Origin of the sequence: Corynebacterium sp. PCR 32 (assembly GCF_037464985.1) — a bacterium.
GTDB lineage: Bacteria > Actinomycetota > Actinomycetes > Mycobacteriales > Mycobacteriaceae > Corynebacterium > Corynebacterium kroppenstedtii_D.
Map to the genome: position 1 here is coordinate 39,115 of NZ_JBAHVL010000005.1, position 14,927 is coordinate 54,041.

The window sequence follows — 14,927 nt, forward strand, 5'->3', positions numbered from 1 at the left end:
AGAATTACTGGCAATTGCCCCCGCACTATTAATATCGAATTACTGCAGGATTTATCGGATCGCCGCTCACCCAGACACTGCCATATTGTCCGGACCTGTCAGACGCATATCTGTGTCCTTCCCCGGACATGTGTACACAACCTAACCATGTCAATTTCTCGCCGACAGTGGTGCGAGCTCGACCGGCAGCATGATACTCACAGGCTGACCCTATTCCTACACCCGCGGCAGCGCCGTCACCGTTTTCCTCCCCATCATTGACTCCGTTCAACGTCACAATGACAACACCGTTGTGGTCAACAACGACGTCGTTGTCCGCTGTGCTGCCAGATATCCACTCAGCCCGGCGCCTCCACAAACGTTCCCGCGCCGTCACAGAAGCGGAGACACGCTCCCACAAATCACCACCGTGCCCCACATCGACATCGTTGACGTGTCCCCACTGCGCTAACCGTCGGTTCCACAGCGAATCCACTGCTGTGAGGAGTGCGTCACGTGAACCTGAGTTGTCCACAACGACGTGAGCGGAGCGGGCTCGCTCCGTGTCCGACAATTGCGCCCTGATTCGCCGTCGGGCATCATCGACGTCGAACCCTCGGTTGCTGACGAGCCTATCAATGCGAGTCCTAACATCAGCCGTCACGACGACGACAAGTCCGCACATCTGATCCAAATCATTCTCGATCAACAATGGCATATCGAACACGACAATCGAATGATCAGGAGCTGCGCGAAAGAGCTCAAAAGCGCGGTCATGAATCCGAGGATGCATGATCCGGTTGAGTGCTGCGGTACGGTCGTTAGAACTGAAAGCACGGTGGGCCAACATCTTTCGGTCTAATGAACCATCATCCATCAGAATGTCTGAACCGAATTCGTCGGATAACTCCACAACAGCGGGTTGTCCAGGTTGAACGATTTCACGAGCGATCTCATCACCATCGACAATTACTGCACCGTGGTCAGATAGCCTCGCAGCCACAGTGGATTTACCTGATCCAATCCCACCTGTCAGCCCAACCAGTAGCACTGCTACTCATCCTCCCGCTCGCATCGGTGCTTTATCGCTCAATGATCGCGGTGACACCCTGACCACCCGCTGCACAGATAGATACCAATGCGCGGCCGGATCCTTTGTTCTCCAGGAGTTTCGCAGCAGTTGCAATCAACCGACCTCCGGTTGCAGCGAAGGGGTGACCTGCTGCCAACGACGAACCCTTAACATTCAGTTTGGAGCGATCGATCGCACCCAAAGGTTTATCCAGCCCTAACCGCTGTGAGCAGTATTCGGGAGACTCCCACGCAGCGAGAGTCGCCAGTACCTGTGACGCAAAGGCTTCATGGATCTCATAGAAATCAAAGTCTTGAAGAGTCAGCCCGTTGCGACGCAGCAACCGCGGAACAGCATACGTCGGCGCCATTAACAGGCCATCCGGAGTCAGACGTCCGCGGCCATGGACAAAATCGACAGCAGCAGTCTCAGAATCAGTGAGATACGCACGCACGGGTAAGTTGTGTTCCTTCGCCCAGTCTTCAGAAGACAACAACACTGCCGAAGCACCATCGGTAAGTGGGGTGGAGTTTCCAGCTGTCATGGTCGCACGTACACCATGACGGGCAGCGTCTTTTTTACCGAAGACCGGCTTCAACGTCGAGAGCTTTTCCACGGTCGAGTCTGGGCGCAGATTGTTATCACGATTCAATCCCAAATACGGGGTTACAAGATCATCGAAGAAGCCCTCCTCGTACGCCGCAGCGAGCTTGTGATGACTATCGGCAGCGAATTCGTCCTGCTCCGCACGAGAAACACCCATCTCACGGGCAGTGATCGCAGCATGATCCCCCATAGACAGCCCCGTTCGTGGCTCACCATTGCGTGGTTGCTCCGGCACAAGCAACTGCGGGCGGATCTTCCCGAGTAGTTTCACTCGCTGGCCTGCGGTTTTTGCTGTCGAGGCCTTGATCAAAAGCTTCCGCAAATCATCGTTAACGGCAATCGGCGCATCCGAAGTGGTATCAACACCCCCGGCAACACCCGCTTCAATACGGCCCAAGGAAATCGCATCTGCCACCTGAATCGCAGCAGCAAGTCCTGTCCCACATGCTTGCTGGAGATCAAACGCTGGAGTGTCCGACGCCAAATGTGAGCCAAGTACGCACTCCCTCGTTAGATTGAAGTCGCGAGAGTGTTTGAGCACAGCCCCAGCCGCAACCATTCCTAAGCGCTCATTTTGCAGGTGATAGCGACTGACCAGACCATCGATGGCTGCGGTCAACATATCTTGATTAGTTGCGTTAGCGTAACGGCCATTCGAGCGTGCGAACGGGATTCGGTTTCCACCAACGATTGCTACCTTACGAGTCATGGTTCGTCCCTCTCTGAGATTCGTATCACTAAAACTCTCTCATATTGTGTATGTTCACCGTAGGCTAATTGAACAGAAACTCGTAAAACGTTGACCCGGAGGGATCTTCCATGGCTGATACCTACTCACGTTTCGTTAATTCGGGCGCTGGAGCGTTCGTCGCATCCAAACTCGGATTGCCTAAACCGGAAAACCTTCGCCGCTTCAAGCCTGGCCAACCGCCCTTGAACGGCCCCATCATTATCACAGGAACAGGCTCACTGGCCTCCCCCCTTCGAGAATTACTCGACACGACGTACACCATCATCGACACTAAGGACGATGGAACCCCAGCAACTGACGGTAAAGTGGCCGGTCTCATCATCGACGCTACTGGGTATACAACCCCTGCTGAATCGTTTGAACTATATGAGACCATCAATCCGATTGTTCGACGTCTTGGCCCCTGTGCACGTGTCATCGTGATCGGGCACAACCCGGACACTGCAGGCTCTACCGCGTCTCGGATCGCGCAACGAGGCCTCGAAGGTTTTACACGTTCGTTAGCGAAAGAAATGCGCCGCGGAGCCACTGTTCAGTTGGTCTACACTGAGCCATCCACTCCCCTCGCTAGCATCGAATCCACCCTCCGATTCATTCTTTCGGGGAAATCTGCGTACGTCGATGCCCAAGTCTTCCGCCTCAACGATGCCAAGGCTCCGTCGGTCAACTGGGATACTCCACTCGAAGGAAAAATCGCGGTCGTCACCGGCGCGGCCCGCGGCATCGGAAAAACTATCGCGGAAGTTCTGGCTCGCGACGGTGCACACGTGATCTGCGTCGATATTCCTGCCGCCGGAGAAGCCTTGACGCAGACTGCAAACGGCATCAACGGGACATCTCTTGGCCTCGATGTCACCGCACCCGACGCCGGAGACCGCCTTGCCCAGCATGTCAAAGAGCGTCACAACGGCGGGATCGACATTATCGTTCATAATGCCGGAATTACCCGAGACAAAACTATGGCAGGCATGGATGATGCCCGTTGGAAGTCAGTGATGGCCGTCAACATCACCGCACCACTGACCATCACAGAACGGCTCCTCAAGCTGGGGGCGATCAATGACAATGGTCGCATTATTGGCGTATCGTCGATGGCTGGTATCGCCGGCAACCGCGGACAAACCAATTACGCCTACAGCAAGGCAGGGGTCATCGGTTTCGTTGATTCTTTTGCTTCCTCGGCTGGCCATGGGATCACCGTCAATGCTGTTGCACCAGGTTTCATCGAAACGCAGATGACCGCGGCTATTCCAGTTGTCACTCGCGAAGTAGGGCGTCGCCTCAACTCACTTCAACAAGGTGGACTCACGGTTGACGTTGCAGAGGCCATCGCCTACTTTGCATCACCCGCGTCGGAAGCCATCAACGGTAATGTCATCCGCGTCTGCGGGCAATCATTCTTGGGGGCATAACGTGAATTCACCCACGGCCAGTGTGCATTCCATCGACATGGCGTCCTCGACCTCCCAGGCGAACGGACGTTCCCTGGATATGAAGACAATCGTCGAGCTCGACACCATCCCCATTCTTGGTGACGAATACCGGAAAGCGTTAGCCGGTTTTGTACCACGCCCAACAATTCCTGGAGGACGCGGCTCCAGAGGGTCTGGGAAAGATCTCGCGAGCCCCTCGACAGCATATAGGGTCAACAAAGTTCAGATTAATGCCACCAACCTCGCCGAATATTGTGGGGCGTGTGGGCTTCGTGTCACTAGTGCTGTACCGATTACATATCCCTACGCAGTGACATTCCCCCTCGTGATGACCGCAATGAATGCCCCGGATTTTCCCTTTCCGGCAGTGGGAACCATTCATCTCCGCAATATCATTGAGCAGTACTCCCCTATTACCGTCACTGACACGATGGACGTCGTCGTGTACGCCGAATCGTTGCGGCGGCATCCCAAAGGCCTCCTGATCGATATTGTGACGGAAGTACACCCAACAGGCGACGACGAAACGACAACATGGCGCCAGCGATCCACTATGCTGTCAGTCAGAAAAACCCCAGATCACCTTCCCAAAGATGACTACACGCGGCTCAGTATCTGCCTCCCCGACGATCCCACCACAACTACCCGGGTGTCGTCGTCGGATATCAAGAAATATGCCGCCGTATCAGGGGATAAGAACCCCATTCACGTGTCTAAGCTGGGGGCCAAATTGTTTGGTTTCCCCTCGACCATTGCTCATGGCATGTGGAGCGCAGCATCGTTGTTGAGCACGGTTGAAGGCAGAGTCCCAGACCGTGCACGGTATGTCGTGGAATTCGGTAAGCCAATTATCCTTCCAGCGTCCCTCGCAGCATATACTTCACAGCATCCGCACAATAACTCACACTCGTACTGGGACTTGCGTTATACCAGCGCAAAAGATTCTTCAAACGTCAATGTCACCGCTCAATTGACCGAAATCTAGGACGTTTCACGACGTGCACCCCGACATTGGTCCTCCGCTCAACCACCTGGTGCGGAGTCCGCGTCGGGGTTGTCACTATCACAATAAGATGGGTGTTTGAGGCCGGCGAATAGCCTCCTGACCTCACAACGATAATGAGAGCTCGCTATGTGAAGAATCAGTTATGATACATGCAGCGTTGAGGACTGGTTCTCGTTGATTGTCCTCTGCCCAGTGACCTGTTCTTGTGGGGTCAGTTTGAGAAGATCATCGCCATAGGAGATGTCGCCGTGTGCGATCGTCTCGATGCCTCCCACCTTCTTCCAGTTGGTGATAAGTACTGGGGTGATAGCCGGATGTCCAGCGCTGATAATCGTTTCCTTATCGAACGCCATTAGTCTCTGTCCCACGGTCACACGCTCACCACGCTTAACGAACGATTCGAAGCCCTCGCCTCTCATCCCAACCGTGTCAATACCAACATGAATGAGGAGATCAACGCCAAGGTCAAGCCGTACACCAATAGCATGTCCCTGCACCGCGACGACTTTCCCGTCACCAGGACTAACAATCACGTCACCTGAGGGTTCAATAGCGACACCATGACCGACTGTTCCTCCAGCGAAAGCCGGATCAGGCACCTCCTCCAGCGGAACCACAGTGCCGGCCAGCGGAGCGCCCAACACAGCGGGTGTGGTAAGTACTGGACGAATCGTATGTTTAGATGCCGCTGCCTGTGGTTGTGCTTCTGATTCGTGCACAGCCTCGCCGTTCGTCATGGCCTCGTCAACGGCGATCTTTGCCCGGACTTCCACGCGTTCTTCCTTCGACCGGTAGTCAAAGAAAACGACCATGAAGAATGAGGTGAAGAAGGCGACAACGATGCCAATAGCGTATCCCAACGACGGTTGGAGCGCAGGAATCGTCAGGATTGAGGTAAAGACGAAGGCATTCGCCTTCACATTGAATATCCCCATGACTACGCCGCCGGCGAAACAACCAACGAGAAGCCGCGGATATGTTTTTGTGAAACGAAGCACAATGCCATATAAGGATGGCTCGGAAATTCCACCAAGTAGACCTGCCGCTAGTGCACCGATTGACACCTGCTTCATTGCTTTATTGCGCTCACGAAATGACCGGTAGAGCACACCGGCGACTAACCCAAAACAGGCGAAGTTCCAAGCCCCCATAGGGCCCTGGATGAAGTCATACCCCAGCGAATTGATGTTCTGGATCATGACGGCGTTCAGTGGCCAGTGTAAGCCCAGCGGAACAATAAACGGGTACAACAACGGAACAACAACTGAGAGAATGAACGGAGAGAAATCGTTGATAGCTTTCAACGCATGTGAGATGCCGTTGCCAACTCCGATTCCAAATGGTCCTAACAAAAACGCCGTCGCCGGAATCATGATCACTAGGGAGAAGAAGGGGACAAAAACCATCTGAACGGCCTCTGGGATGGCCTTCTTGAGCCCTTTTTCCACCCAGTAAAGCGCGATAGCAGCAATAAGCGGTGGAAATACTTGACCACTGTATTCGTTCAACACGAGAGGAAGCCCGAAAACATGAACGACGTCTTCTCGACTACCAAGGTTCGCAAACTCTGGGCTCATCAAAGCACCAGGAATGGCAGCACCAACCCATTCGTTCGCACCTAGTTTTCGGGCTGCGGTGGCGCCCACCATGATCGGTAAGAAATAGAAGACCGACTGATACATGGCATGCATAAACTGGTACGTCGGCGGCTGATGCTCTGCCCTGAAATCTTGGATCCCCATCGTGTCAAGGAGAACTAAAATCGTGATGATCAGGGACGCGCCAAGGAGGGCCCACAGGATAGGACGGAAAGTATCAGAAAGGAATTCGAACGCATAGTCCACCCAGGTAAATCTGCTGCGGACTCCTCCGTATTCCTTGTTCGCAGAATTCTGAGGGTTGTCATCATCATGGGCGTTTGTAGCAACACCCGGGAGTTTAATCATCTCCTGGTAGTAGTTTGCTACCGCTCCCCCCATAACAACCTGAAGCCCATTGCTTCCTTGGGGAACAACTCCGAGAACTGAGGCATTGGTATCAAGAGCTTCTGTATTTACTTGTGATCGATCATTCAACTGGAAACGCAGGCGGGTTGCACAGTGAGTCACCGACGCGATATTGTCCGCGCCACCGATATTGTCCAGGATGAACCGTGAGGTGGTTTCGGTTTGCGAAGCCATCACAATCCTTTCGCATATATGTCCGACTGTGTCTATTCGGACCATGTTCGCGATTATCGTACCCTGGAAGTCCGTGCATTAATAGCGGCGGTTTGTGATCGTCTCCACACTAGGGGCTGCGAGTTACCCATCACACTACAACCTGCCATCATGACCTGCTCACAGCAAACCCCCTCACCCAGGTGGGCAAGGGGGTAGATGGTTAGGAGTCACCATACTGCCATCACAACAATATGGCTGCCTATCTATTAATTTTCTCCACCGGCGAGTTTCTCACGCAGTTTGGCAAGCTGCTCATCGGATGCCAGCGAGCCGGCATCATCAGCGTCATTCTGTGCAGCCGGAGCGGACTCACCCTCAGATTCGGAGGAGTAACCAGACTCTTCAGCTTCCTTGGCTTCAGCAGCACCTGCGCGGTGGCGCTCGATCTGTGCGGTGTGCATCTCGTGACGACGCTCCGATTCAGCGTAACGAGCTTCCCACTCTGCCCGCTGTTCTTCGAAACCTTCGAGCCATTCATTAGTCTCAGGGTCGAAGCCCTCGGGGAAGATATAGTTGCCCTGCTCATCGTAGGAGTCAGCCATACCGTACTTCGACGGATCAAACTCTTCGGTGTAGTCCTCGTCAGCCTGCTTGAGGGACAGCGAGATACGACGACGCTCGAGATCGATGTCGATAACCTTGACCATGGCTTCTTCGCCAACGTTGACAACCTGGTCCGGAACCTCCACGTGGCGCTCGGCCAACTCGGAAATGTGAACCAAGCCCTCGATTCCCTCTTCGACGCGAACGAATGCACCGAACGGAACCAGCTTGGTGACCTTGCCAGGCACAATTTGGCCAATAGCATGGGTCCGGGCAAAGACGCGCCACGGATCTTCCTGGGTGGCCTTGAGGGACAACGACACACGTTCGCGGTCCATGTCAACGTCGAGAACCTCAACGGTAACTTCATCACCAACGGCGACAACCTCAGACGGATGATCGATGTGCTTCCACGACAGTTCAGAAACGTGAACGAGACCGTCAACACCACCAAGGTCGACGAACGCACCGAAGTTAACGATGGAAGAAACAACGCCCTTACGGACCTGTCCCTTCTGAAGCTGGTGCAGGAACTCAGAGCGAACCTCAGATTGGGTCTGCTCCAACCACGCACGACGAGAGAGCACAACGTTATTACGGTGCTTGTCAAGCTCGATGATTTTAGCTTCCAGTTCCTGGCCGATGTACGGCTGGAGATCGCGGACGCGACGCATCTCAACCAAAGAAGCGGGGAGGAAGCCACGAAGACCGATATCGAGAATCAAACCACCCTTGACAACCTCGATAACGGTACCGGTAACGGGCTCATCCTTTTCCTTGAGTTCTTCGATGGTGCCCCACGCGCGCTCGTACTGTGCACGCTTCTTCGACAGGATCAGGCGACCTTCTTTGTCCTCTTTGGTGAGAACCAGAGCGTCGATCTCGTCTCCGACCTCAACGACATCATTGGGGTCGATTTCGTGCTTGATGGACAACTCACGGGAAGGGATAACACCTTCCGTCTTGTATCCAATATCAAGAAGAACCTCATCGTGATCAATCTTGACCACAGTACCCTCGACGATGTCACCATCGTTGAAGTACTTGATGGTGGAATCGATGGCAGCGAGGAAATCCTCAGTAGAGCCAATGTCATTAATGGCTACCTGAGGGGTTGTAGAAGTGGGCATATGTTAAGTGCTCCGAAACGGATTGAAATCGAAATGCGGACAGGAACGAGCGCATCACACATACGAGAAGCCATTCCGTTTCGCGAAGACTCCTCACATGTTTAACCTCATTTCCTCTACTTTGGCTGGCGGTAACACCGCAGTCACAGGCCCGGCCGCTACGTAGGCTATGTCCCGGCCAAACGTGGTAAGAAAAGGAAAATAAAGAGGCGGACACACACGCGATACTAGAATTTATCGCATTTTACCTGCACAAGCAAACGTTACGCCGATACATTCATGCCGTTCGTCGTCGGCTCCGAGGCAACACCACGAACCACGATCACACTAATGTGCTGCCGCGTTCCAATCAGCACCACACCCGACCCCCACGTCGAGCGGTACTGCAAGCTCTATGGCCTCTCCCATCTCCTTATGCACTATTTCCGTGACCTGCTCTAATTCACCGTCAGCAACCTCAACATCTAACTCATCGTGAACCTGAAGAAGCACGCGCGACGATAACTTCTGCTTCCTCAACGCTGCATCAACCCGGATCATCGCAACTTTAATGATGTCGGCTGCCGTTCCTTGAATCGGAGCATTTAACGCAGCACGTTCCGCATTTTCTCGAGCCTGTCTATTCATGCTTGTGAGATCAGGCAAGTATCTCCGCCTCCCCAGCATGGTCGAGGTGTAGCCATCTTTTCTCGCTTGATTGACAACGTCCCTGAGATATCGGCGTACACCGCCAAAGCGCTCGAAATACTTCACCATAATGTCTTTGGCCTCACGCACTGAGATATCAAGCTGTTGCGATAGCCCATACTCAGATAGTCCATAGACGAGCCCATAGCTCAAGGCTTTAACACGCCTCCGCAACTCAGGAGTCACATCAGACACTGGTACATCAAAGACTTGGGACCCCACATAATTGTGAAGGTCTTCCCCACCGCGATACGCCTCAATCAATCCAGCGTCCTGAGACAGATGTGCCATTACCCGCATTTCAATCTGCGAGTAATCGGCGGTCAACAGCGCTTCATATCCCTCGCCAGGCACGAACGCCGCACGAATCTGTCGACCCTGTTCGGTGCGGACAGGAATGTTCTGCAGGTTGGGATCTGTCGACGACAAACGCCCGGTAGCGGTAGCTGTTTGGTTAAACGTCGTATGCACACGCCCGTCCGCCGAAATCGCTTTGATCAACCCATCAAGCGTACTCACTCGCTTCTGATATTCACGATGCGCAAGCAGGTGATCAAGAAACTCATGTGGATGCTTCTGCGCAAGCTGTTCGATTGCTTTGGCCGCAGTCGAATACCCCGTCTTCGTTTTCTTTGTCTTTGGCAGCTCCAATTTAGTGAACAGCACCTCTTGAAGCTGTTTGGGACTGCTCAAATTCAGGTGTGGCATATCAACGAGGTTGCGGGCTGCGTCAGCCTCCCTAGCGAGTTTTTCGGCTGTGGAATCACGCAATGCAATCATGCGCGCTTTGTCGGCGTAGATTCCTGCGTGCTCCATAGCAAAAAGAATGGTAACGAGTGGGACTTCAAGGTTTTCGTAGATAGAGTACAGCCCTGCCCGGTCAAGCTTGACGGCAAGTTCTTCTGCCAGCTCAATGGGAGCTTCGGCCTCATCTGCTAGCTTCTCGCATGCTGGCCAAGAGATGCCTGCTAATGAGCGATCATCATCGCTACTCTCGGAAGCATCCTGGCCGACATCCAATGCCATCTGGCGTCCGGAACGGTGTTCCTCTTCCCAGGCAATGACGTCCCCACTGTAAAGTTCTCGGCCAAGATAACGGCGCACTGTACTATCGAGATCAAAGCTCGTAAGGTCGGGGCGGAGCAAATACGATGCCAGTTTCGTGTCATGTTCAATATTGTCGAGCGTGATTCCATGGCCGCTCATCATATGACACAACCTCTTACCGTCGTGGACCACGACAGGAACCTGTTGATCCTGTAAATATTCCTTAAGAGCCGAGAGATCATCATCCGACATGTGTTTCGGATTAATAATCGCCGTCTCGGTACCCTGCACCACGGCAAGAGCAGTCATCGTTGGCGACGAGGGGGTGGCCTCTCCCAGCGCTGCAACTCCCCTCAACCCCCCACCAGCGCCCTTATCCAACCACTGACGAACACCGCCTTCTTTAAGGCCGATCCGTGAATAGGTTGTTCGCTGCAGCCTGGAACGATCCTCTCCACCTCCGCCTTGCGTTGGGATCACGGAAAAGACACGTTCACGAAGATTCGTTCCAAACTGGAGTTCATCGAAGAAATCATTAATGTCGCGTCGCGACGGTGGACGAAGTGCGCACTCCCCCGGTGTGTATGTGATAGGTACGTCACGAACCATTTCCGTCAGCTCGCGAGCTTGGATCACAGTATCGATGTTTCGCCGAAGAGCATCACCGACTTTGCCACCAACATCGTCCATATTCTCAATAAGGTTGGCCAGGGAACCATATTTATTTATCCATTTTTGAGCGGTCTTGGGACCTACGCCGGGGACTCCCGGCATGTTGTCAGAAGTGTCTCCACGAAGAGCCGCTAGATCCGGATATTGCGCCGGGGTAACACCATATTTCTCCTCGACAGCTTCTGGAGTGAATCGCGCAAGATTACTCACCCCTCGGAGCGTATACAACACTGTCACATCATCAGCGACAAGCTGGAGTGAATCGCGATCACCAGTGCAAATATAGGTATCGAAATCATTGTTGTGCCCTTGGGTAGCAAGAGTCGCAATAACGTCGTCGGCTTCATAGCGCTCATAGTCGACAGTGACGATTCCCATGGTCTGTAAGGCTCGCCGGATAAGGTCGATTTGCCCCTTGAATTCTGCAGGAGTCTCCGGTCGCTGGGCTTTATACGCGGCGAATTTCTCAGACCGGAAGGTCGGCCCCGACATATCAAAAGCGGCGGCGATATGCGTCGGCTTTTCCTGATCGAGAAGGGTCACCAACATGGAAATGAACCCGTAGACTGCATTCGTATGTTGCCCCGACGCGTCGGTAAAATTCTCCGCTGGAAGGGCATAAAATGCGCGGAACGCCAACGAGTGGCCATCAAGAAGCAGTAGTTTCTTCTTAACATTCTCATCGCCTGTGCCAGACACCATAAAATCTGACTCCTTAGTGTTATTCAGATAGCAAGAACAAAATCGTCGACACGATGGTCACTGACAGTGCGATCCCATGTGTGTCACACTAACGCAGCACCACGCCGTAGCCAGGATGATGACCACCCCTAGGTCCGATCAGGACCAGTAACCATCGACCGTTCCGTTGCTGAGTACTGTGACCATGACCCTGGATACAAACGACTATGAATGCCCGCGTGTGCCAAGGCTACAATCTCATGCGTCGCTGTCACACCTGACCCACAGTAGATAATGGGAGATTCCGCATAAGGCTGTGCGGATGTATCGATGCCAGCGCTTTCCACGTGCGACACGATGTCTCTTGTATCCAAGAAAAATCCGTGACTATCGATGAATTCACCATGGAAAAGGTTGTACGCGCCCGGGATATGACCTCCACGACTATCGATCGGTTCATCCTCACCCTGGTAGCGTTCAGGAGCACGGGCATCGATGACGGCTTTATCTGGCGTCAACGCAGCTACGCAAGTCTCCTCTATCGACGCGATCCAATCAGCATTGAAGGGCCGCACGGAAAACGCGCCTGCATCCTCTGGCACTGTCAGATCTTCCCCTGATTCAAGCACGTGTCCACTCATGTTGAGGCGGCCATCTGGGTGCGAACCAGTTGACTCCAATGACGAAATATAGTCAATCCACGCGTTAAGACCACCATTGAGGACAGCAGCCCGATGTCCACTGGCTCGGAGTAACCACACTAACCGTGAGGCTGACGCTCCCCCCGCATCGTCGTATGCAATCACCACGGTGTCATCTGCAATGCCACTGACTTCCATAGCTGCCGCAAAGCTTTCTTCGAGTGGCAGTGGATGACGGCCTTCTTCCCGAGTTGCGGGCCCCGCAAGCATGGTATCGAGATCAACGAAGACCGCACCCGGGATATGCCCGTCGAGATAAGCAGCATTGCCGGACTTACCGTCGAGGTACCATCGGACGTCGGCGATGACGACAGGACAGGTTGCCAACGGCTTCGTCGACGCATCATTGTCATCCTCATCTGCATCGTGGAGATACCTGTCAAGGCGTTCCCGCTCATCCTCAGACAGGTCATCTAAATTCGCTAACGACGTATCAACCCAATCAGCTCGTTGGCGGGCTGCCTCTCGTTCAACAGCCCGTTGTTTCTCATGAGCAGCGGACTCTCGCTGAAGTTCGAGAAGTTCCTTTACAGAGATTACCCAAGGCAGCTCATTCATCATGATGCCATAGTACGAAATGGGAGGTGCGAACTCTATCGTAGGATGATTTGGATGTTGTTTCGTCTGCGATCGACGAGCTTGTGGAAGGAGTGTGCCGGTACAGCGAAGTGCCAACCGAATTTCGCGAACATTAAAAACTACGCGGTCAATGGGGCGGTACATTACGCCAATGCGTTACTGCACCACACGAACTACACGGGCATCATCGCCATTGGGGTAACTGGCTGGCGTGATGATTCTAAGAAACTACAGCTTACTATCGGGGTATACCGCGTTTCCAAAGACAATCTTAGTGCACGCGCGAAAATTGGGGACTACACCGACCTATCATTTTTGAAGCAGGACAACTTCGATGCCTCCATGGATACAGTCGACCGCCCCCAGCTCACTGAGGTTCGGCAAAAATGGGCTATAGCATGTACGACCACGCCACCATCACGGCGTTAGCAGCGGCGTTAAACGCTTCCCCAATACAGGCTACAAGGGTGCCGAGCACCCCATGAATGCGCCACCACTATATTCGCCGCTACCACCCAGTACATCCCGCACGATGCGAGCCCCGGCACAAATCCCATCCCACATGTCGCTGACGACGAAATGAATGATTTCACCACGATGTGCCACAGATCGAGGATTCCATGCACATGCCAATAAAGAAGCCTCAAAAGTCGTCTTAGACAGCTTGGCCTAGAAGAGTCCCCTTCTCCTTACCAAGATTGCCCGTGCCCTGGTTAATCGCAGTCACAACGTCCTGGAACAACACCCTGCCGTCATTAATAGATTGCATACCGTCGTCCTGAAACATGCGCATGGAGTCATCGAGGTACTTCGTGGCGTTAACTCCAGCATCCCCCATCTGATTAAGGTCTTCGCCGGTCATCGTGCCCTGCACGCTGTTCTGCTGCCTGACGCGGCCCACGTCGATGCGTGACCCCTCAGCAATTGAGGATACGTTGGTGAACGCGTGTATCGGGCCGTTCATGGGCTTACCCATAGTGACGCCAGACTGGGCAAACATGGCCGAATAGTTCGGCGCGTTGAATGTCGTTGAGGCGCTTAAATCCGGCCCCGAAAATCGCGAATGCGCCAGCTAGACCAGCGAACGCCTCACCAATCCGGGTAATAGGCCCGTGCACAAAGCTAATCGCCGTCGAGAAGCCGACAGCCCGGCTCTTGCCCCTGGAGATAACGCCACTGATCCCCCAGAGTTAGCTATTTTTCCAACCAAGCGCCTGTGCATTCACCTTAAACCCAGTGCCACCCAGGAACATCTTCACCGCGACCTTCACCGTTGGATCAGGAGTTGCCGCCAACGTCAGGTTGTAGGCGTGCTCATCCTCAGCAGAGAACGACAGTGAATCCACCTCACTGATCTGGCCGCGCGGCACGTACCACGCTTTGAAAGAACTCCTAATCCCCGAGTCGTCACGGCCCACAATGAGGAACCGGTAGTCCATGGTGGCCAGGGTGGTGGAGTTGGCGACATAGGACCAACCTAGATAAACGCGGAGGTGTACTTACGGATCGCCGCCGCGTTATCCTTCTTTACGGCGTCAAAAGTGGTTCCTGCGATGTTTGATACCCCTTACCTATAGAAAAGGCACCCTGGGTGGGATGCCAGAAAAACAACTAGGTTAATGAGGGATGTTGGCATCGGCTTCGGCCTATCCAACGGTCTCCCGCCGACGCCTACGCTGGCCTTATTACATTTAAACCACCCCTCCCTTTTCGACGCTGACTATCACGAATACTTAGTGGCTTGACCCTGGGAATCGCCAAGTCACTAAGAAAAATCCGCGTATTTACTGTCGAGTTTTGAAATGCTGAAACCAGATC

11 protein-coding genes are annotated in these 14,927 nt (G+C 53.6%); 3 read left to right on the plus strand and 8 right to left on the minus strand.

Annotated elements, in window-relative coordinates:
* Positions 1–28: 28 nt before the first annotated feature.
* Entirely contained in the window at positions 29–1,030 is a 1,002-nt protein-coding gene (gene coaE / locus V5S80_RS07320; RefSeq protein WP_395170116.1) for a dephospho-CoA kinase, read from the minus strand.
* A gap of 31 nt (positions 1,031–1,061) precedes the next feature.
* Positions 1,062–2,366: an acetyl-CoA C-acetyltransferase gene (locus V5S80_RS07325; RefSeq protein ID WP_395170117.1), complete on the minus strand. Its 1,305-nt coding sequence runs from the start codon at positions 2,364–2,366 to the stop codon at positions 1,062–1,064.
* A 110-nt stretch (positions 2,367–2,476) separates the two neighbouring features.
* Here V5S80_RS07325 and V5S80_RS07330 point away from each other — a divergent pair, with 110 nt between their 5' ends.
* Together V5S80_RS07330 and V5S80_RS07335 are read left to right on the plus strand one after the other, a co-directional pair.
* Positions 2,477–3,820 (plus strand): 3-oxoacyl-ACP reductase, encoded by a 1,344-nt coding sequence (locus V5S80_RS07330; RefSeq protein ID WP_395170118.1) that lies wholly within the window; start codon positions 2,477–2,479, stop codon positions 3,818–3,820.
* A 1-nt stretch (position 3,821) separates the two neighbouring features.
* Complete coding sequence (locus V5S80_RS07335; protein WP_395170119.1) at positions 3,822–4,826, plus strand: MaoC/PaaZ C-terminal domain-containing protein; 1,005 nt, start codon at positions 3,822–3,824, stop codon at positions 4,824–4,826.
* A 161-nt stretch (positions 4,827–4,987) separates the two neighbouring features.
* Here the strand turns inward: V5S80_RS07335 and V5S80_RS07340 are convergent, their stop codons facing one another.
* The 4 genes from V5S80_RS07340 to V5S80_RS07355 all read right to left on the minus strand — a co-directional run bounded on the left by V5S80_RS07340 (position 4,988) and on the right by V5S80_RS07355 (position 13,091).
* Positions 4,988–7,027, minus strand: coding sequence for a glucose PTS transporter subunit IIA (locus V5S80_RS07340; protein ID WP_395170120.1), 2,040 nt, complete (start codon positions 7,025–7,027; stop codon positions 4,988–4,990).
* Positions 7,028–7,275: 248 nt separating this feature from the next.
* Positions 7,276–8,742 (minus strand): 30S ribosomal protein S1, encoded by a 1,467-nt coding sequence (rpsA, locus tag V5S80_RS07345; protein ID WP_395170121.1) that lies wholly within the window; start codon positions 8,740–8,742, stop codon positions 7,276–7,278.
* 327 nt (positions 8,743–9,069) lie between these two features.
* Positions 9,070–11,850 carry a DNA polymerase I gene (gene polA / locus V5S80_RS07350; RefSeq protein ID WP_395170122.1) on the minus strand — a complete coding sequence of 927 codons (2,781 nt, stop codon included), beginning with the start codon at positions 11,848–11,850 and terminating at the stop codon, positions 9,070–9,072.
* 128 nt (positions 11,851–11,978) lie between these two features.
* Positions 11,979–13,091 (minus strand): sulfurtransferase, encoded by a 1,113-nt coding sequence (locus V5S80_RS07355; protein ID WP_395170123.1) that lies wholly within the window; start codon positions 13,089–13,091, stop codon positions 11,979–11,981.
* Between the two features lie 51 nt (positions 13,092–13,142).
* On the opposite strand from V5S80_RS07355, the gene V5S80_RS07360 reads away from it, so the two are divergent.
* Entirely contained in the window at positions 13,143–13,538 is a 396-nt protein-coding gene (locus tag V5S80_RS07360) for a hypothetical protein (protein ID WP_395170124.1), read from the plus strand.
* Between the two features lie 226 nt (positions 13,539–13,764).
* Here V5S80_RS07360 and V5S80_RS07365 read toward each other — a convergent pair whose 3' ends face one another.
* Positions 13,765–14,073 (minus strand): hypothetical protein, encoded by a 309-nt coding sequence (locus tag V5S80_RS07365; RefSeq protein ID WP_395170125.1) that lies wholly within the window; start codon positions 14,071–14,073, stop codon positions 13,765–13,767.
* Between the two features lie 226 nt (positions 14,074–14,299).
* Complete coding sequence (locus tag V5S80_RS07370) at positions 14,300–14,548, minus strand: hypothetical protein (RefSeq protein ID WP_395170126.1); 249 nt, start codon at positions 14,546–14,548, stop codon at positions 14,300–14,302.
* Between the last annotated feature and the right edge of the window lie 379 nt (positions 14,549–14,927).